Origin of the sequence: Winogradskyella flava, from assembly GCF_014243395.1 — a bacterium.
Lineage (GTDB): Bacteria > Bacteroidota > Bacteroidia > Flavobacteriales > Flavobacteriaceae > Winogradskyella > Winogradskyella flava.
In genome coordinates this window covers 502,338-521,747 of record NZ_JACLCP010000001.1, presented here as the reverse complement: position 1 = coordinate 521,747, position 19,410 = coordinate 502,338, and the positions used below count along the sequence as shown (strand labels likewise).

Here is a 19,410-nt window from a genome sequence, read left to right as displayed (position 1 = left end):
TTTCAAAAAAAATCCGGATTTTCTATAAAGTTCTGGATTTTTTATACCAAAGCTCATTTTTATACATTTCCTTTTTAGAGACTCGCTCTCGATTATACAGAAGTAAGTGGCTTTTATCTATTTGTTTATTTCGATAACCGAATAAATGAAATATAGATTTCGCCATAAAACGTGTTACCGATAAATTAGCTTTTAAAACGCCGTTTTGTTTATCTTGCCATGTAATACCTGGTAAAATTGTTAATAGATTATCTGCTTTTATTTTTCTAAGCGTTTCAGAGAGTTTAAGAAAAAAATAAGGTATTTGTCTAATAATAAAATAACCGTCATTTCCTGATTTCTGATATAGTGGCATAAAGAGTTTTGCATTAAAATCTGAATATATCTTTATCCCATCGGTTATTGCCAGCAACGTTCCTTTTTCAATATTCTGAAAGCTTTCAAAACCCAGTTGCATTTCAAAGTCTTCCTTGGGTTTTATATGGTACTTATAAATAACTTCAAAAATTGAAGACACATCACCGGATGCGTCTTTCAAAACCTTTTCATGTTCATCAATACCATTTAGTTTTAGATGTCCAGAATAATTAAGAGCTAAATGAATAAAGGCTTCACAATTAACAACAGCATTTGGATCCATATGTTGCCCGCATTCGAAACCAAGTGATACATAGCCCAGGGTGTTGAGGTAACTCAACAGTGGGCCGTCTAAATATTCTTCAATTCCTAAAACTATGGGTACCGGAAAACAACTCGAAAATTTTCTATTGATTAAGGCGTCGTTAATAGTTATAAAAGGAAAGGACTTACTAGAGGTTGTGTGTAAATCTATAAAATATAATGGTCCTTTTTTCGTAGCTAAGAGTACATTTATAAAACCAAGTAGGTCTTTTTGCTCTATTTGTTCTTGCGTTAATTGATCGTTTTCTCTTAAATCTCGCAACCGTGCAGATGTCCACATCCTGTTAAGATCAGATTCCAAAAAGCGTTTATTCTCTTCTAATGCCTTTATATTGCCAAGTACACCATAAATTTCACCATAAACATCTTTTGGCTCAATATGTTTTAGCACATTATTTAAAGCTTTAACACCGGCGTATTCGTTGCCGTGGATACCGCCAAAAAATACAATGGTCGCTCCAGAATTCTCACCAATAATATGATGACATATGTGCTCTGACACTTTGTTGTGCCTATTATTAACCACTAGACTTGCTTGCATCTCTTTATAAATCGTTCGAGGTTAAAATACCTAGTAATTTTTTGTTACGAACTACTGGTAGACAATTAATCTTATGCACCCTCATGAGTTCTTCTGCCTCTTCCAGGGGTGCTTCTTGTGATATGGTGATTAGGTTTCTGGTCATAACATCTTTTACACATAAATGTAGATCTTTATCGCCTAGTTTTATCAAATCAGTCCAAGTCAATAAGCCCGTAAGCTCCTTGTTTTTATTTATAACGGGTAAATGATGAATGTTTTTCCATTTCATAATATTGCTTACCAATTCTAAGCTATCCTTTTGGTCGACCAAGAGCATTTTGGTATTCATATTGTGCTTTACGATGCGACTAATATCAATCTTTAAGTTGTCATCTGGATCGAATAAATCCCACTCATCAACAGTTTGCTCTTTTAGTTGGTGTTTGTGCATGAATGCAGTAATGTTCTGAAGCGCTTCGAAATTGGTTTTTGTTTTTTGTAGATTTCTATAATTATTGAGCATCCACTGAGATCCGTTGTGAGATTCAGCGCGTTTTTTAATTATGGAAAGGTACTTATCAATATCGTCTACAGATATTTGCGCTTTATGAAGTCCTGCTTTAGCTATAGGCAGGAGCTCATCAATAATTAAGTCTTTGGCTGAAATTAATTTCTTATTCCAATTAAACTGTGTTTCCATACCGTTTCGAGCCGCTTTAAAGAAGTTGTTTTTAACATCCTTAAATGCCATTTTCTCGTGAATCTTTTCATATTGCTCTGGTTGTCCGAGCATAAGACCTACCCAAAACACCATATTGGCTATTTCATCAAGAAGTGTAGGTCCCGATGGAATATAGCGACATTCTATTCTTAGATGAGGCTTGCCTTCACCCACGCCATAGCATACGCGATTCCATTTATAAACCGTACCGTTGTGCAATTGAAGCGCTCTTAATTTAGGAATTTCGCCATTCTGCAATTTTTCTATACTGTCATCATGCTCATCAGATGTTAGAAGACTTCTAAATCTAGATATGTTATCTCTAAAGATGTCTGTTACTATCCCGTTTTCCCAATCCGCACCGAAACTAACGCGCGATTGTTTCTCATTATGAATAAATGAATTAGTGCGCGTATCAATACTTTGAGTAAATAGGGCGATTCTTGTTTCAGCCCAAAGTTCTCGTCCGAATAAAATAGGAGAATTAGCACAACTACTCAAAACTGGTCCAGCGATGGTTTGAGCCCAATTGTATTTATCAACAAACTCATCTGGATGGATTTGTAAATGCGTTTGAAAACTGGTATTACAAGCTTCCAACATCACGCTGTCATGTATCAAGTTAAGTTCGTCCACACCCTTAATATGAATATTAAAACATTCTCTTCGAGAGGATTTTAACGCATTATTTAGCACGTGATACCTTGGTTTGTCCGTCATATAATCTTCGGTAATATGCTTAAGTCTTAAAGTGGGTAGTATACCTGTGAGAATAATTTTGGAACCTTTTGTTTTTGCAGCTTCAACGCCTTTATCCAGTAGTGCTTCTAATTGTTTGTATAATTTACTAAAACAGTCTTTTGTAAGAAGTAACGGGTCAGAATTTATTTCAAGATTATATTTTCCTATTTCTGTGGTGAAGTGATCGTCATTAATAGCCTCTAATACATCAATACTATTATTGTTGGGAAAGAGCCTTTTGCTCACGACACAAAACTCCTGTTCCGCTCCAATTCTTATAGGTTCTTTTTCAATTAATCCCTTTTCAAGCATTATATCCAAAGCTTTGAGGTCTTTAATAAGATGGTGAATATATAATGCTTTATCTTTGGGGCTTTTAAGTTGCTTTACATCTAAGTGTCCCATAATTTAAATGGAAAATGATTAGTTTTTGTAAGTTACTCTAAACTAAAGCCTTAAAATATGATTTTTGTCATGGAGAATCTCAAAACGCCCTTGGATAAAGGTAGTGTCGAAGATAGGTGTTGGAAAGAAAGCATTAAAATATGTCGTTTAAATACAGCAAAAGAGATAAATTAAAGAGTAAAAAACTCATCGAACAATTGTTTAATGAGGGAAGTGCTGTTACGGTATATCCTTTACGCCTGATTTACCTTAAGACCGAATTTGAAGATGATTCTGTATTAAAAACCGCTGTTTCTGTGAGCAAAAAACTTCATAAAACTGCAGTAGCCAGAAATCGTATTAAAAGACTACTTCGCGAGACATATCGGCTAAACAAACCCTTATACTTTAACAATAGTTCAACATCTTATGCGTTTATGATTTTATACCTTAGCAAAGATGGAACAACTTTTGCTAAACTTAATAATAACATTAAGTTGTTGTTTCGTAAATTCTTAGATAAAACTTCTAATAATGAAAAAACTTCTACATAAAAAAATAGTGCTACCAGTATTAGCCACTGTAATATTCTTTAGCACAACAGCCTTTAAGAACGATTTCTTTGAAATTGCTAAACAGATTGAAATTTTTACAACGATGTTCAAAGAACTTAATATGAACTATGTTGATGAAACCAATCCTGGAGAACTCATGGATACTGCCATTAAGAGTATGTTGGACGACTTGGATCCTTACACCCAGTTTTATAATGAGCAGGATGTAGAATCGGCCAGAATCAACAATGCTGGCGACTATACGGGTATAGGCGCCAAAGTTCTAACCTTAAAAGATAAGCTCGTAATCGTTGAGCCTTATAAAAATTATGCTGCAGATAAAGCTGGTCTTAAGGCTGGCGATGAAATTATTAAAGTCGATAATGTCTTAGTTTCGGATTTTAAGGATGATGCTGCCAATCTTCTTCAAGGAGCAGCTGGAACTGAAGTTAATGTCACCTATAAAAGACAAGGAAAAACAAACACTGTGAAAATAATAAGAGAGTCTCTCGAAATTAAAGCAGTACCGCACTATTCCATGGTAGATGATAAAACTGGGTACATTGTACTAAGAAAGTTTAATGAGAAAGCTTCTGCAGAAACTCTAGGTGCCTTGAGAGCCTTAAAAAATCAAGGGGCCACGCAACTTATTTTGGACTTAAGAGGGAATCCAGGTGGTTTGCTTAATGAAGCTGTTAATGTTACCAATATTTTTATACCTAAAAACCAATTGGTGGTCACTACGAAATCGAAAGTTAAGAAATACAATAAGACGTATTACACCAAGCGTGATGCTATTGACACGGAAATTCCGTTAGTAGTATTAATTGATGGTAGTAGTGCATCAGCTAGTGAAATTGTATCTGGAGCATTACAAGATGTGGATAGAGCTGTAGTTGTTGGTTCTCGTAGTTTTGGAAAGGGCCTAGTGCAACGTCCAAAACCCTTGACTTATGGTACACAGATGAAAATTACCATATCGAGATATTACACACCATCTGGCAGATGTATACAAGCTTTGGATTATTGGAATAGAGATGAAAATGGAAAGGCAACACGAACCAAAAAAGAGAATTATAATGCCTTTAAAACAAAAAACGGTCGTGATGTTTTTGATGGTGGTGGCGTACAACCAGATGTAGAAATTGAGCTTTCCAAGCAAACACCTATAACAAGAGCTATTTTAAATGAAAATTTAGTATTTAACTATGCTACAGAGTATTACTTTAATAATTCTGTTGACGATTTAAAGGGATTTGAAGTGACGGATTCTAATTTTAAGAATTTTAAAAAGTATTTAAAAACATCCAACTTTAATTTTGAAACCAAAACAGAAAAAGCACTTAGCGAAGCAATGACAATAGCAGAAGAAGAAGAGCTTGAAGGCGTTATTAATTCAGAATATCATAATTTATCAGCTGCCTTACAAGCTTATAAGTCAAATGCTATTGACGACAATAAAGCGCAATTAAAGTCTTTATTAACTGACGAAATCATAAAACGTTATTTTTATAGTGAAGGGCTTTACGATTATTATACCTCTAATAATCCTGAAATTAAAAAAGCGTTAGGCATACTTAATAATCCTGCTCAATATGCTAGTATTTTGAGATAGGATTTATATTAGCAATGTAATTTAGGCACGATTTCTGTAAGCAATAATCTCGTCGTTAAAACCGTAAATAGTGATTATAGTTTAAAATTATTTATATTTAACATTTAAGACATTTTCATTTAGTAAGAAAATTCTAAAATAATGAAGTCCCTACTCATACTTATATACCTAAGTTTCCTTATTGCTTTTCCACAGAAAGAGATAAAGCATCAAGTCTACTTTTTAACGGATCAATACGATATTCCAGAAACCGAAGAAAGCCGATTACTACTGTTCTTATCTGAGATAGAAAACATGGATGTTAAGAAAATTTCCATTTATGGTTTTTGTGATGATAGAGGCAGTGATTCTTATAATCTAGTATTATCCCAACAACGTGCAGATGCCATAAAAGAAGTATTTTCAAACAACGAATTTGATGAATCCGTCATCACCAATGTAGATGGTAAAGGCGAAATTCTTCTTAATGTCGTACACGATAATGATTTATATAAAATCAGAGGATTAAATCGAAAGGTGGAGATTATTGTACAACCCTATGATCCTCCTCGTGAAAAAGCAGAGCAACCAGAAAAGGAAAGTACAGAAGAGCTCCTTAAGGGTGAGCTCAAAGAAGGTGATAAAATTCAATTGGAGAATATTTTATTTAGAACTGGTTATAGTTATTTGACCAAGGAATCTAAGGTCAAATTGGATGATATTGCAAAAATCTTAGTAGAGCGAACAGATATTTACTTTACAATCGAAGGTCATGTCTGCTGCACCTATGGTACAAGAGACGCTATAGATCGTAAAACAAAAAAGAGAAATCTTTCCCTTGCCAGGGCCAAACGTGTATATGACTATTTAGCAGAAAAAGGAGTGAAGCGCTATCGTATGAAGTTTGTTGGTCATAGACGTAAGTTTCCTTTAGGTGGTGAGCCCGAACTTGACAGACGTGTTGAAATATTGGTAACGAGAGTAATAAAAAAAACTAATTAACCTTTCTCAGTTGGGTTTTCTTTATCAGTAAGTTTTTCTTCTTCTGTTAGTTTTGTGGGTTCGTCTATGATTTTTATAAGTATTGTACTATAATCATTAGATTTTTTACCATCTTTTATGATGTTTTCTATCATAAATATGGTCACAAAATCTCCAACTTTAAGATTTTTAGCTAGATTTTTTGATTTTTTATTAAGAGTATTTCCAGAAACTAGAATTGATGGCTGTCCTTTAAATGTAATTCTAAAATTTTCGATTTTAAATGCTTTATTTTCATAAGCACTGTCACATTGAAAATTTAAATCATCAGCAATTAGTTGATTAACAGATAATTGAAAAGTACAGGGAAATCTTTTGATTTTTGGTTCTGAAGAATTTCTATTTACACTGAATGAACCATTTAAAATAAATAAGAGCAAAAATAAAGTTCTCATATTGTAGTAGGTTTAGGGCTTTGAGAGGTGTAAATATGGGAAAAAATTTATAAAATCTAAGTTTTTATCATGTTAATATGTGGAATACCGTCTTCTAGATATTCCTCACCCACAGCTTCAAAACCTAGATTATTATAGAACTGCTCTAAATAGGTCTGAGCAGAAATTCTTATTGAACTTTCATTAAAATAATGCTTTATTGCTTTTATTGAAGTATTCATAATATCGTAGCCATATTGATGCTGTCGCTCATTTTCCTTAACCACGACTCTGCCAATGCTCGCTTCCTTAAAGTAATCGCCTGGTTTAAAAATTCTAGTATAGGCAATTAACTTCTGTCCTTTATAGCCTAAAACATGTAATGCTTTTTGATCCTTACCATCAACATCCTGGTAAACGCAATCTTGTTCAACCACAAAGACTTCACTTCTCAATTGAAGCAAATCATAAAGCTCCTTGGTATTTAATTCTTCGAATGTTTTGGTTTTAATGATAATCATAATAATTCACTTGTCATTGCGAGCGTAGCGTGGCGATCTGCTAAAATATTAAGAAATTCCTTTTTGAAAAGAAATGTTTTAATCTTGTACAATCACATCCTTTGCATCACATTTTCCAAATTCTGGCTGAATGTTAATATGATTGATCTCGTATTTATGAAATATAAGTTCTTCTATCTCATTTAAAATAATATCAAATTCTGATAATTTGATATCCTTATTAAAATCTATATGCGCCTCTAAATGTATTTCATCTTCATTCAATTGCCAAATATGCACATGATGTATATTTTTTATTACTTCTATCCTCTGAATATCTTCAACAATCGCATCAACAGACGTCGATTCTGGTGTAAACAACATCAAGACTTTGAAAGAATCCTTTAGTAAGTTCCAACCCATTACGATAAGATAGATTGATATAGCGAAAGTTAGAGCACTATCAATCCACCAGATTTGGTAAAACTTCATGAGTAAACCACCAATCAAAACGGCGACGCTAGCCATCATATCCGTTAATAAATGAAGATAGGCGCTCTTCATGTTCATATTATCATTTGCATTTCTCTTCAATAATAGCACACTAAAGCCATTTCCTAAGATAGCAATACCAGAAAGCCAAATAACCAAATTAGATCCTATTTCTTGAGGATTTTGAAAACGCTCCATAGCTTCAAAAATCAGTAAAATAGCTACAATAATTAATGTAGAAGCATTAATAAAGGCCGCTAAAATTTCCGCCCGTTTATAACCAAAGGTACGCTTTAAAGACGCCTTTTTCTTTACTAACTTATTAGCAATCCAGCTAATAATTAATGAAACAACATCACTAAAATTATGTAATGCGTCACTTAATAAGGCTAAACTTCCTGAAACTAATCCACCAATGACCTGAGCCACAGTAATAACAATATTAAGTAGTATGGAAATAAATAAATTACGACCGTTAAGATCGTGAGCATGGGAGTGGTTATGGGAGTGCGAATGGCCCATTTAACATGACAATGGAATCTTGTCTATACGTCTTTTGTGACGACCGCCCTCAAATTCGGTATTTAAAAATACATCAACCATTTTTATCGCTTGAGGTATTGAAGTATAACGTGCAGGAATACAAATAATATTAGCATCATTGTGTTGTCTTGTGAGTTCTGTTATCTCACTCATCCAACAAATACCTGCCCTAACATTTTGATATTTATTAGCAGTCATAGCCACACCATTTGCAGTACCACAAATTAAAATACCACAATCTACATTGCCATCGTTAACATCTTTTGCTACTGGATGCACAAAATCTGGATAATCAGCACTATCTGATGTGTCTGTACCATAGTTAGTAATGGTGTGTCCCTTTGCTTCTAAAAAGTTCACAATTGCTTGCTTATATTCAGGTCCTGCGTGATCATTTCCTATGGATATATTCATTTTATAATTTAAAAAATAGTCATTTCTAGCATAGTCGTGAAATCCTTTTCAAGTATAAATGATAAGATTTTAAAAAAGTCACTTCGACAAGCTCAGTGTGACAAATAATTAATAATTTAACTTTCAACAAAGTTACAAATAATAAAATCTGGTTGATAGCTTAACTCATTACTTGTTAATAACTGTTCACAACTCGTAAAAAGAAAAATTAGGTTTATCTATTTATTTTTTCAAACCAAAATTGAAACTTAAACACCAAATTAGTTAGTTATTTTTTTCGAGTTAGTTATTAATAGATGTAATAGGCGAAATGAACAATATTTTATTTAAAAACTATTCATTTTTTATATTAACATCTGTTATTAACAGTTGTGTATAGTTTTGAGAATAGATTTAAAAATGAAGTAGTTACAGTTATAAATATTGTTAATTACCTCTTCAATATATTTAATAAGTCACTAATCAAAATCAAACTTAAAAAAGTTATACCTACTATTAACATGCTATAATAACCATCATTTTATTTTTTAAATTTTAAAAGAAAAATGATGATATGTATATATATGTTGATAAGTGATTATTATGTCGAATTTAGCTCTTAAAGTTTTTACGCTGCTTTTTTATAATATATTATTGTAAGATGAATATTTAATTAGCTATTATGAAAAAACTATTACTCTTATTTTTTTTAATTCCTTTTTTAGGTTTTAGTCAAATTCAAATAGGTCAAGATATCAATGGAGAACAAGGTAGATTGTATAATGATTTTGGAGCTAGCGTAAGTTCATCCCTAGATGGAAGTATTGTTGCTATAGGCAGTCCATTAACAAATGTGAATGGTGAAAACTCAGGTAGTGTAAAAGTTTATGAGAATATAGGTGGTGTCTGGACTCAAATAGGAAATAATATTGAAGGAGAATCAGCTATGGACCAATTTGGGCATAGCGTGAGTTTATCATTAGATGGAAGTGTTTTAGCTGTTGGTGCTATTGGTCAAGGGGTGAATGGAGACAACTCAGGATATGTTAAGATCTTTGAAAATGTAAATGGTAATTGGACCCAAATAGGTGCAAACGTAGTTGGAGTTTCAGCTAATGACCAATTTGGATATAGTTTATGTCTATCTTCAAATGGAAACGTCATTGCAATTGGTGCACGAAATAATGATAATAATGGAACTAATTCAGGCCATGCTCGAATTTTTGAAAATATAAATGGTGTTTGGATTCAAGTTGGTAATGATATTAATGGAGAACAAACAGGAGACTTTTCTGGAAATAGTATTAGTTTATCTTCAGATGGAAATATTGTCGCTATTGGAGCTAGATTTAATGATGGAAATGGCAACCGTTCTGGTCATGTTCGTATTTTTGAGAATGTTTCAAATAATTGGGTACAATTGGGATCGGATATAGATGGTGAAGATGCGGGAGATCGTTCAGGACATAGTGTAAGTTTGTCATCGAATGGTAATGTAGTAGCTATAGGAGCCAATTGGAATGCAGAAAACGGATTTATATCAGGCCACGTTCGTATCCATGAATATACGAATGGAAATTGGACACAGATAGGAAATGATATAGACGGAGAAGATAGTGCAAATTTTTTTGGCGAAAGTGTAAGTTTATCATCGGATGGAAGTAAAGTGGCTATAGGTGCAACAGGTAATGATAATAATGGAATAAATTCTGGACATGTAAAAATATATGAGAATATTGGGGGTATATGGACTCAAGTGGGTGGTGAGATTGGTGGTGAGGCAGTGTCCGATCAATCTGGAAACAGTGTAAGTTTATCATCGGATGGTAATACAGTCATTATAGGTGCAAAATACAATGACGGTAACGGGTATGACTCGGGTCATGCAAGAATTTTTGAGGATATCGGTGGTAATTGGATTCAAGTAGGTAATGATATAGATGGTGATAGAACCTATTCATCTGATCAACTAGGTTACAGCACTAGTATTTCTTCAGACGGTAACATTATTGCTTTAGCTTCTAACAATAAAGACAATGGAATACAGAACATTAAAGCTGGTCAGGTAATAATATATGAAAATAGTAATGGAAGTTGGACTCAACTGGGTAATAGAATAGATGGTGAAGCAAGTTTTGATTATTCGGGTTCAAGCATATCTCTATCATCAGATGGAAGTATAATTGCAATTGGAGCTACTAACAATGACGACAATGGTCAAGATTCAGGTCATGTACGCGTATATGAAAATTTAGGTGGCGTATGGACGCAAATTGGTAATGATATCAATGGTGAAGCAGCACTAGATTCGTCAGGTATAAGTGTAGATTTATCTTTAGATGGAACGATAGTAGCCATAGGTGCTTTTTTTAATGATGGTAATGGTCAAGATTCAGGTCATGTACGTGTATATGAAAACTTAGGTGGCGTATGGACACAAATTGGTAATGATATTGATGGTGATGCTTTATTTAACAGATCAGGAAGTGATTTAAGTCTATCATCAGATGGAAACTTCATAGCTATAGGAGCTACACTTAATAGTAATAATGGAGATTCTTCAGGCCATGTTCGTGTATATGAAAATCTTAGTGGAATTTGGATACAGAAAGGTAATGATATACAAGGAGAAGAATTAGATAGATTAGGATTTCACGTTGATATGTCATCAGATGGCAATACCATTGCAGTGGGAGCCCAAGAAAGTGATGGAGTTGATCCAGAAATTACAAGAATTTTTGAATACTCCAATGGTTCATGGATACAAAAAGGTAATGATATTGTAGGTGAAGCTGTACTTGATTTTGAAGGCGGTAGTCTTAGTTTAGCACCTAATGGAGAAGTGGTAGCAATTGGATATCCATTATTAAACGGTAATACTGAATCCTCAGGCCAAGTAAGAATTTACGAATTTACTCAAGGAATATGGACAGAAATCGGAAATTATATTAATGGTCAAATTACTGGAGATCAATTTGGTCATAGTTTGGCTATCTCAGGAAATGGAAGATTAGTTATTGGATCACCAGGAAATGATGTCAACGGAGAAAATTCAGGACAAGCAAAAGTATATGATTTTAGTACACTTTTATCTACTAAAGAATCTGAATTATCAGATTTTAAAATATTTCCAAACCCTACAAACAATCAAGTCACAATTCAATTAGGAAATGGTACTGAATTACAAAACGCAACTATCTATAATAACTTTGGTCAATTAGTTTTAACTTCAAAAGAAATTACAATAAATACCTCTAAATTAGCTTCAGGTTTATATGTTGTAGAAGTAGAAACCAACAAAGGCAAAGGCTCTAAAAAGTTAATTATAGATTAGGTCATTGTTTCTTGGAGTGAAATTCTTGTTAAGAATTTTATATTGAGAAGTTGTTGATAGAGATTTAAACACTGCAAATTTGACAGCGCTTTTTCATTAATTTAACCTTATCTAAACCTTATTAAATTTTAATACCGTAGCTTTGTACAAAACTTAATAACTTCACTTCCACCTTTATTAAGTTAAAAATGAAGAATTCCTAACACTTTTAGGAAAAGAATATGATTACAAATTTAAATGACAAGAAAGAAAAAAAGGAAATCTAGAAATAATAAGATTTCCAACCTTACAAATACAATCTTAAGTATTTTAAAAAAAGAACGAAACAAATCCTTTAATTATAAACAGATCGCTTCAAAATTAGGTGTTAATGACGCAAGCAGCCGAAATCAAATTATAAAGAAACTTCAGCAACTCAAAGCGAAACAAGAAATTGAAGAAGTAGAACGTGGCAAGTTTAAAGCCATAGTTACTACAGAATACCATACAGGTATTTTGGACTTGAGTGCTAAAGGCAATGGTTATATTATATGCGATGAATTTGAAGAAGATATCTTTGTGGCTTCCAATAACCTTAACAAAGCCTTGGATGGCGACGAAGTAGAATTTTACGCCTATCGCAGAAAGCACCGAGGGAAACAAGAAGGAGAAATTACTAATATTATTAAACGCGCAAAGAGTGAATACGTTGGTACAATTCAAATTCAAGAAAAAAAGAATTTTGCTTTTGTAGTGCCTGATAGTGTAAAGATGTACAAAGATATTTTTGTACCGATCAATAAAACGAAAAAAGCAGAAGATGGTGATAAGGTGCTAGTATCATTGACGGACTGGCCAGAAAAAGCAGATTCGCCTTATGGTAAAGTACTAGAAGTTCTTGGAAAACCAGGAGAACACAGCACTGAAATTCATTCTATTTTAGCAGAATATGGGTTGCCACATGAGTTCCCTCATGAGGTTGAAGCTTATGCTAACAAGCTCGATACGTCTATCACAGAAGAAGAAATAGCAAAGCGCCGTGATATGCGTAAGGATTTAACCTTTACCATTGATCCTAAGGACGCCAAGGATTTTGATGATGCACTGTCCTTTACAGTTCTGGAAAATGGCTTATACGAAATCGGCATCCATATAGCAGACGTTTCACACTATCTTGAACCAGGTACTGTTTTAGACGATGAAGCTTATGAACGTGCGACATCGATTTATTTGGTCGATCGTGTGGTACCAATGTTACCAGAAATCTTATCGAATGGAGCTTGCTCATTACGACCACATGAAGAGAAATATACGTTTTCTGCAGTGTTTCAAATGAATGATAAATGTGAGATCAAGAACGAATGGTTTGGTAGAACGGTGACCTATTCTGATGCGCGTTTTGCATATGAAGAAGCACAGGCTGTTATAGAATCGAAAACAAACAACATACCACAAGAAGTTTCATTAACAGGAAAAGCGTATCAAACAGATCAAGCCATAGCTGATGCTATTTTAAAAATGGATGAACTCGCTAAGAAAATGCGCTCACAGCGTATGCGCTCAGGAGCGATTTCATTTGATAAGGTTGAAGTTAAATTCAACCTAGATGAAGAAGCAAATCCTGTTGGGGTCTTCTTTAAAACGAGCAAAGATGCTAATAAGCTGATTGAAGAGTTTATGCTATTGGCTAACCGAAAAGTATCAGAGTTTATTGGAAAACAAAACCCTAAAAAGACTTTTGTCTATCGTGTACATGACGAACCAGATGAGGCAAAATTAGCTCAATTACAAACCGTTGTGGGTCGTTTTGGTCATAAACTAAATTTCAAGGATCGCAATAGTGTGGCGTCTTCGCTTAATAAATTATTATCAGATGTTGTTGGTAAAAAAGAACAGAATTTGGTTGATACATTGACCATCCGTACCATGTCCAAGGCAGAATATACAACTCAAAATATTGGGCATTATGGTTTAGCTTTTGATTATTACAGTCATTTCACTTCACCTATTCGGCGTTACCCAGATGTCATGGCACATCGTTTGTTACAGGAGTATTTAGATGGTGGTAAATCAGCTAATGAAGAAATTTACGAAGAAAAGTGCAAGCACAGTAGTAACATGGAATACCTAGCCACTAAGGCCGAACGTGATTCCATAAAGTATATGCAGATTCGTTTTATGCAAGATCACCAAGATGAGGAATTTTTAGGTGTGATTTCTGGTGTCACGGATTGGGGAATTTATGTGGAAATTATATCAAACAAATGTGAAGGAATGGTCAGTGTCAGAGATATGAAAGATGATACCTACGACTTCGATCAAAGTCACTACGCCATGGTTGGCAGAAAGACAGGAACTATGTATCAATTAGGTGATGAAGTAATTGTAAAAGTGAAGAATACAGATTTAGTTAAAAAACATTTGGATTTTTATATGGTAGGTAAGCCAACTTTAGAAGATTAAATTCGTAAATAAATTAACTATTATAACTAGCAATGATTTTAACAACTACAAATTCAATAGAACATCATAAAATAGTAGATTACTGTGGTATTGTTACAGGTGTAAGTATGAAAATGCGGGATCTTTCAGCATTTGCGGGTAAGGAAAAACAGTCTCTGCAAATGGAAGAGGCCTTAAACGAATTAAAAGAACAAGCATTTAAAAAGCTCCTTACTAATGCTAAAGGACTAGGAGCTAATGCGGTTGTTGGTATTCATATAGATTTTGAACCTATTGGTACTGGATACTATTTTGGTGTTTCCGTTACAGGTACGGCTGTAAAAGTTGCTACTTAATTATAGAAATAATTACAAAAGGTATTCTATACGTTTTCTTTATTATTACCGTTACTTATCTTAAAATAATATTATGAAAAACAGCATTTTTATTTTCATTTTACTCGTTGGATTTATAACTAATGCTCAAGATAAAATTGAAAAAACTATTGGAGAATTTTCAACAGTAAAAGTTTATGACCTTATTAATCTTAAGATGAAACAGTCTGATGAAAACAAGGTGGTGATTTCTGGAAAGAATAGAAATGATGTTGAAATCATTAACAAAAGCGGCAAACTAAAAATTAGAATGAGTCTCGAAGAAAGCTACGATGGTAATGATACCGTTGTAATTTTGTATTATACTTCTGTTGATGTTATTGATGCAAATGAAGGTGCCGTAGTAACCCTCAACGAACCAATTGAACAGTTTGAGGTAGATATAAAAGCTCAGGAGGGCGCAGAGGTTACAGTAGAACTTAAGACGACCTATGCTAATTTTAGAGCAGTTTCAGGTGGTATTGTCAACGTTACAGGAAGTTCTAAGAACCAAGATATATCTATAAACACAGGCGGAATTTTCAATGGTGAAGACTTTATCACGGAACAAACCGAAGTTAATGTCAGTGCAGCTGGAGAAGCGTATATCCATGCTACAGAATATGCTGATATAAGTATAAAAGCGGGGGGTGATGTATTCATTTATGGTAATCCGAAACAGGTGGATGAAAGTCGTGTACTTGGTGGACGTATTAAGCGTATGTAAAATCCTATGAGATTTGTTACTTTTGTGTAAACTACGCGTTTACATGTTAGATGACATCTTAACAGCTATTCCCTTTGGGATTATTTTAGCCTTTACCATTGGTCCAGTCTTTTTTGTGCTATTAGAGACTAGTGCCACAAAGGGCTTTACAAGCGCCTTGATCTTTGATTTAGGTGTTATTTTAGCTGATGTTGTTTTCATTCTTCTTATTTTTAAAAGTACAGATACCCTTTTGGACAAGATCAAGGACGATCCTAAATTATTGGTGTTTGGAGGTGTTCTTCTTGTCACTTATGGTGTTATTAGTTTTATTAAAACATCGAAATCTTTTAGATCGATAGTTAGGGAGCATCACAGAATTGAATTACCAAAAAAAGACTACGGAAAGCTATTTATGAAAGGCTTTTTACTCAATTTTATCAATATTGGTGTACTGTTAGGTTGGTTGGGTTTCATTGTTATAGGGACTTCTATAACTACTTCAGAAAATGGTGTTGTTATCTTTATTGTTACTATGCTCATCTCATATTTTGTATCAGATCTGTTTAAGATTGCAGCTGCTAAACGGCTTAAAAGCAAATTGACACCAAGACGTATTTTTAAAACCAAAAAGATTGTGGCTTTAGTCATACTAGGCTTTGGTATTATTTTGTTATCTCAAGGACTCTTTCCGGATCTTTATGAAAAAGGCAAGGAGCAAATTGACAAGGTAAATCCGATCAACTAGAAAATAACACCTATGATTAATGATTATCCTAGTTTACAACTAAGAATAAAAGCAGCTGTAACAGACTTTATCATACTTATTTTTGCAATGTATTGTACTTCTGAACTACTAAATTGCTTTGATAACGTTCCTACATCATTAAGAATCTATTTGTTTGTTTTTTATTTCGTTTTATACGAGCCTTTATTAGTGAGTTGTTTTGGAAACACATTGGGACATTATTTTTCTGATATCAAGGTAAAACAAGAATTAAATAACGAGAAGAATATGTCTTTCCCCCTAGCTCTTTTAAGGTTTATTATAAAATCTTTATTAGGTTGGTTATCATTACTTACGATAACTAATAGTGAAAAACGTCAAGCAATTCACGATTCACTAGTTAAATCAGTAGTGCTTTATGATAGATAGAAAAAATAAAAACCCCTAAGTTATCTTAGAGGTTTTTGAGGTGTCGAGCGGATTCGAACCGCTGTAGATGGTGTTGCAGACCACTGCCTAGCCACTCGGCCACGACACCTTATTGCGAGCGCAAATATATAAATTATATGTGTTTTAAGCCATTAAGGCTAAGTTTTTTCGTTTTTGAGAAAGTTTTATAGTTACCATCTCTACATCACCTCCTATGGGCGGATTAATTTTACTTACAGAAACGGTCGCTTTGGATATTAATTCATCTTCACGAAAGAATCGAACCAAAATACGTTGTGCCACAGTTTCCAATAATTTGGATGGTTTTGCCATTTCCTCCCTAACAACCTTGTTTAAAAATACATAATCCACGGTATCACTCAGCTTATCAGATGCTGAAGACTCTTTTAAATCTGCTTTAATAAGGACATCAACACGATAGTCACTGCCAATGGCTGTTTCTTGTTTTAAACACCCATGATGAGCAAATACGCGAATATTTTCAACTTTTATTATTCCCATGTAGCAAAAATAAAGCTTTCTGTCATTCCTACGAAGACAGGAATCTAATTCGTAAAAAAGTCAAATACGTTGCTAATAGCACTTGTTTTGGCCTTAAAGAATTCGGTATAAGTACACTTTTTACAAGTAACTGAGGTAAACTTTTTATTCTGTACGTCAAATATTTTAGATAGTGTACCGCCTGTAGCTCGCATTTCACCAATTTCGTAAGTGGTATTATCGCATTTAGGACATTTGTAATTCATTGTTTTTTGGTTTTGGTTATCTCTATTCTATAGGTGTCAAATAGTGTATTAATGTTACAATTTACGTAATTTTACACTTTAATTTTTTGCGATGTCAGAAGATACAAAATCACTCAATTTCATTGAGCACATTATAGAAGAAGATTTAGCTAACGGTTTACCAAAAGAGAAACTTCGCTTTCGTTTTCCGCCAGAACCTAACGGCTATTTACATATTGGACATACTAAAGCTATCGGTATTAGTTTTGGATTGGGCGAGAAGTATAATGCGCCAGTTAACTTACGTTTTGATGACACTAATCCAGCAAAAGAGGAGCAGGAATATGTAGATGCCATTAAGCGCGATATTGCTTGGTTAGGTTATCGGTGGGAAAATGAATTGTATTCTTCAGATTATTTTGATAAGCTTTATGACTGGGCCATTCAAATGATTAATGATGGCAGAGCCTATGTAGACAGCCAATCGTCCGAGGCTATGGCAGAGCAAAAAGGCACACCAACACAGCCAGGAACCAATAGCCCATTTAGGGACAGGGGTGTAGAAGAGAATTTGGATTTATTTCAGCGTATGAAAGCTGGAGAATTTCCTGCTGGTACACATGTGCTTCGCGCTAAAATAGACATGGAAGATCCAAACATGTTGATGCGAGACCCCATTATGTACAGAATTCTCTATGCACATCACCATCGAACAGGGGACGAGTGGTGTATTTACCCAATGTACGATTGGACCCATGGTGAAAGCGATTACATAGAACAAATTTCACATTCATTATGTTCCTTAGAATTTAAACCACATAGAAAGCTCTATAATTGGTTTAGGGACCATGTTTATGAGTATAGTAAGGATAAATTACCATTGCCACCAAAACAGCGAGAATTCGCACGCTTAAACTTGAGTTATACCATAATGAGTAAACGCAAATTATTACGTTTGGTTGAGGATGGCGTTGTTTCTGGATGGGACGATCCACGTATGCCAACAATTTCTGGTTTGAGACGAAGAGGCTACACGCCTAATTCTATCAGGGAATTTATTAAAAAAGTAGGCGTGGCCAAGCGAGAAAACGTCATCGATGTGTCTTTGTTGGAATTCTGTATTCGTGAGGATTTAAATAAAACAGTTAATCGTGTGATGGCTGTTCTAGATCCTGTAAAAGTCATCATTACCAACTACCCTGAAGACAAGGAAGAATGGTTGGATGCTGAGAATAATCAGGAAGATGAATCTGCTGGTTTTAGACAAGTACCTTTCTCTAGGGAAATTTATATTGAAAAAGAAGACTTTAAGGAAGAGGCTAGTAATAAGTTTTTTAGACTGAAATTAGGTGGTGAAGTTCGGCTTAAAAATGCATACATTATAAAGGCTAATGCTGTTACAAAAGATGAAAATGGCGACATCGCTGAAATTCACTGCACGTACGATACAGATACGTCCAAAAAAGTAAAAGGCACCTTGCATTGGGTGTCTACCAAACATGCTATTACTGCTGAGGTAAGGGAATATGACCGCTTGTTTATGCATGAGTCACCGGATAGTGATAAGGACAAGGATTTTATGGAATTTTTAAATCCGAACTCTCTCACGATTAAAACCGGCCATTTAGAGCCAAGTTTAATGGAAGCCAAGGCTGAAGAGCGCTTTCAGTTTCAGCGTTTAGGCTATTTTGTAGTTGATGAGGACTCTACTTCAGATAAATTGGTATTTAATAAAACTGTTGGTTTAAGAGACAGTTGGGCGAAGCAAAAGCCTAAGCCACAAGCTGATCAGCAAAATAAGCCCAAGCAGCCACAACAGAAACGTTCTGCGATAAGTGTTATTCAGCAGTTGGGAAAAAAATACACTAATTATCCAGAAGACAAACAAGCTAAAGCTAAGGCCGAAATACAAGAGCTAGCAAAAGAGGTGTCCTATGATGAATTAGAACCCTTATTTGGCACCGCTGTGAAAAAAGCAGGCACACGCATTGCTGTGATGATTGCATTAAAAGAACAGCTTAAAAATGGCTTAGAACGGAATGAAGAGATTGAAGAATTTATTTCAAGGGCTATTGAAGATAAAAATGATTTGTTAGTAGCGGAGGCTAAGAGCATTTAAATGTTAGTGTAAT

The 19,410-nt window shown here is 34.2% G+C and carries 18 protein-coding genes and 1 tRNA gene; 10 read left to right on the top strand and 9 right to left on the bottom strand.

Translation table 11 applies throughout. The features are described 5' to 3' along the window. Window positions 1–22: 22 nt before the first annotated feature. Both H7F21_RS02300 and H7F21_RS02295 read right to left on the bottom strand, forming a co-directional pair. Window positions 23–1,222, bottom strand: a complete 1,200-nt coding sequence (locus tag H7F21_RS02300; RefSeq protein ID WP_185787616.1) for a succinylglutamate desuccinylase/aspartoacylase family protein — start codon at window positions 1,220–1,222, stop codon at window positions 23–25. A 4-nt stretch (window positions 1,223–1,226) separates the two neighbouring features. Further along, window positions 1,227–3,071 carry a glutamate-cysteine ligase family protein gene (locus H7F21_RS02295; RefSeq protein WP_185787615.1) on the bottom strand — a complete coding sequence of 615 codons (1,845 nt, stop codon included), beginning with the start codon at window positions 3,069–3,071 and terminating at the stop codon, window positions 1,227–1,229. A 140-nt stretch (window positions 3,072–3,211) separates the two neighbouring features. Between H7F21_RS02295 and rnpA the strand changes: the two genes are divergently transcribed. The 3 genes from rnpA (at window position 3,212) to H7F21_RS02280 (ending at window position 6,200) form a co-directional block, all read left to right on the top strand. Further along, the gene (rnpA, locus tag H7F21_RS02290) at window positions 3,212–3,604 is read left to right on the top strand and encodes a ribonuclease P protein component (RefSeq protein ID WP_185787614.1); all 393 of its coding nucleotides are present in this window, start codon (window positions 3,212–3,214) and stop codon (window positions 3,602–3,604) included. Beyond that, window positions 3,585–5,219: a S41 family peptidase gene (locus H7F21_RS02285; RefSeq protein WP_185787613.1), complete on the top strand. Its 1,635-nt coding sequence runs from the start codon at window positions 3,585–3,587 to the stop codon at window positions 5,217–5,219. The genes rnpA and H7F21_RS02285 overlap by 20 nt, the downstream gene beginning before the upstream one ends. A gap of 141 nt (window positions 5,220–5,360) precedes the next feature. Beyond that, a complete protein-coding gene (locus H7F21_RS02280) occupies window positions 5,361–6,200 on the top strand; it encodes an OmpA family protein (protein ID WP_185787612.1) in 840 nt (279 codons plus the stop codon). On the opposite strand, the gene H7F21_RS02275 is transcribed toward H7F21_RS02280, so the two are convergent. The 4 genes from H7F21_RS02275 to rpiB all read right to left on the bottom strand — a co-directional run bounded on the left by H7F21_RS02275 (window position 6,197) and on the right by rpiB (window position 8,562). Then, window positions 6,197–6,634 carry a GldM family protein gene (locus H7F21_RS02275; protein ID WP_185787611.1) on the bottom strand — a complete coding sequence of 146 codons (438 nt, stop codon included), beginning with the start codon at window positions 6,632–6,634 and terminating at the stop codon, window positions 6,197–6,199. The genes H7F21_RS02280 and H7F21_RS02275 overlap by 4 nt on opposite strands. Before the next feature lie 56 nt (window positions 6,635–6,690). Next, window positions 6,691–7,134 (bottom strand): GNAT family N-acetyltransferase, encoded by a 444-nt coding sequence (locus tag H7F21_RS02270; protein ID WP_185787610.1) that lies wholly within the window; start codon window positions 7,132–7,134, stop codon window positions 6,691–6,693. Between the two features lie 78 nt (window positions 7,135–7,212). Continuing rightward, the gene (locus H7F21_RS02265; RefSeq protein WP_185787609.1) at window positions 7,213–8,127 is read right to left on the bottom strand and encodes a cation diffusion facilitator family transporter; all 915 of its coding nucleotides are present in this window, start codon (window positions 8,125–8,127) and stop codon (window positions 7,213–7,215) included. Next, a complete protein-coding gene (gene rpiB, locus H7F21_RS02260; protein ID WP_185787608.1) occupies window positions 8,128–8,562 on the bottom strand; it encodes a ribose 5-phosphate isomerase B in 435 nt (144 codons plus the stop codon). It abuts the gene before it with no gap. A 661-nt stretch (window positions 8,563–9,223) separates the two neighbouring features. On the opposite strand from rpiB, the gene H7F21_RS02255 reads away from it, so the two are divergent. From H7F21_RS02255 to H7F21_RS02230, 6 genes are all read left to right on the top strand, one after another. Further along, window positions 9,224–11,875, top strand: coding sequence for a T9SS type A sorting domain-containing protein (locus H7F21_RS02255; RefSeq protein ID WP_185787607.1), 2,652 nt, complete (start codon window positions 9,224–9,226; stop codon window positions 11,873–11,875). Window positions 11,876–12,112: 237 nt separating this feature from the next. Beyond that, a complete protein-coding gene (gene rnr / locus H7F21_RS02250) occupies window positions 12,113–14,317 on the top strand; it encodes a ribonuclease R (RefSeq protein ID WP_185787606.1) in 2,205 nt (734 codons plus the stop codon). Window positions 14,318–14,349: 32 nt separating this feature from the next. Continuing rightward, complete coding sequence (locus tag H7F21_RS02245) at window positions 14,350–14,652, top strand: heavy metal-binding domain-containing protein (RefSeq protein ID WP_185787605.1); 303 nt, start codon at window positions 14,350–14,352, stop codon at window positions 14,650–14,652. A 73-nt stretch (window positions 14,653–14,725) separates the two neighbouring features. Then, window positions 14,726–15,397, top strand: a complete 672-nt coding sequence (locus tag H7F21_RS02240) for a head GIN domain-containing protein (protein WP_185787604.1) — start codon at window positions 14,726–14,728, stop codon at window positions 15,395–15,397. 43 nt (window positions 15,398–15,440) lie between these two features. Then, entirely contained in the window at window positions 15,441–16,124 is a 684-nt protein-coding gene (locus H7F21_RS02235; RefSeq protein WP_185787603.1) for a LysE family translocator, read from the top strand. A gap of 12 nt (window positions 16,125–16,136) precedes the next feature. Then, window positions 16,137–16,532, top strand: a complete 396-nt coding sequence (locus H7F21_RS02230) for an RDD family protein (protein ID WP_185787602.1) — start codon at window positions 16,137–16,139, stop codon at window positions 16,530–16,532. Between the two features lie 38 nt (window positions 16,533–16,570). Here the strand turns inward: H7F21_RS02230 and H7F21_RS02225 are convergent. The 3 genes from H7F21_RS02225 to H7F21_RS02215 all read right to left on the bottom strand — a co-directional run bounded on the left by H7F21_RS02225 (window position 16,571) and on the right by H7F21_RS02215 (window position 17,299). Beyond that, a tRNA-Cys gene (locus tag H7F21_RS02225) sits at window positions 16,571–16,641 on the bottom strand. 35 nt (window positions 16,642–16,676) lie between these two features. Next, window positions 16,677–17,054: a dihydroneopterin aldolase gene (gene folB / locus H7F21_RS02220; protein WP_185787601.1), complete on the bottom strand. Its 378-nt coding sequence runs from the start codon at window positions 17,052–17,054 to the stop codon at window positions 16,677–16,679. A 44-nt stretch (window positions 17,055–17,098) separates the two neighbouring features. Further along, window positions 17,099–17,299 carry a zinc ribbon domain-containing protein gene (locus H7F21_RS02215; protein WP_185787600.1) on the bottom strand — a complete coding sequence of 67 codons (201 nt, stop codon included), beginning with the start codon at window positions 17,297–17,299 and terminating at the stop codon, window positions 17,099–17,101. Between the two features lie 91 nt (window positions 17,300–17,390). Between H7F21_RS02215 and H7F21_RS02210 the strand changes: the two genes are divergently transcribed. Continuing rightward, window positions 17,391–19,397: a glutamine--tRNA ligase/YqeY domain fusion protein gene (locus H7F21_RS02210; RefSeq protein WP_185787599.1), complete on the top strand. Its 2,007-nt coding sequence runs from the start codon at window positions 17,391–17,393 to the stop codon at window positions 19,395–19,397. Window positions 19,398–19,410: the final 13 nt, after the last annotated feature.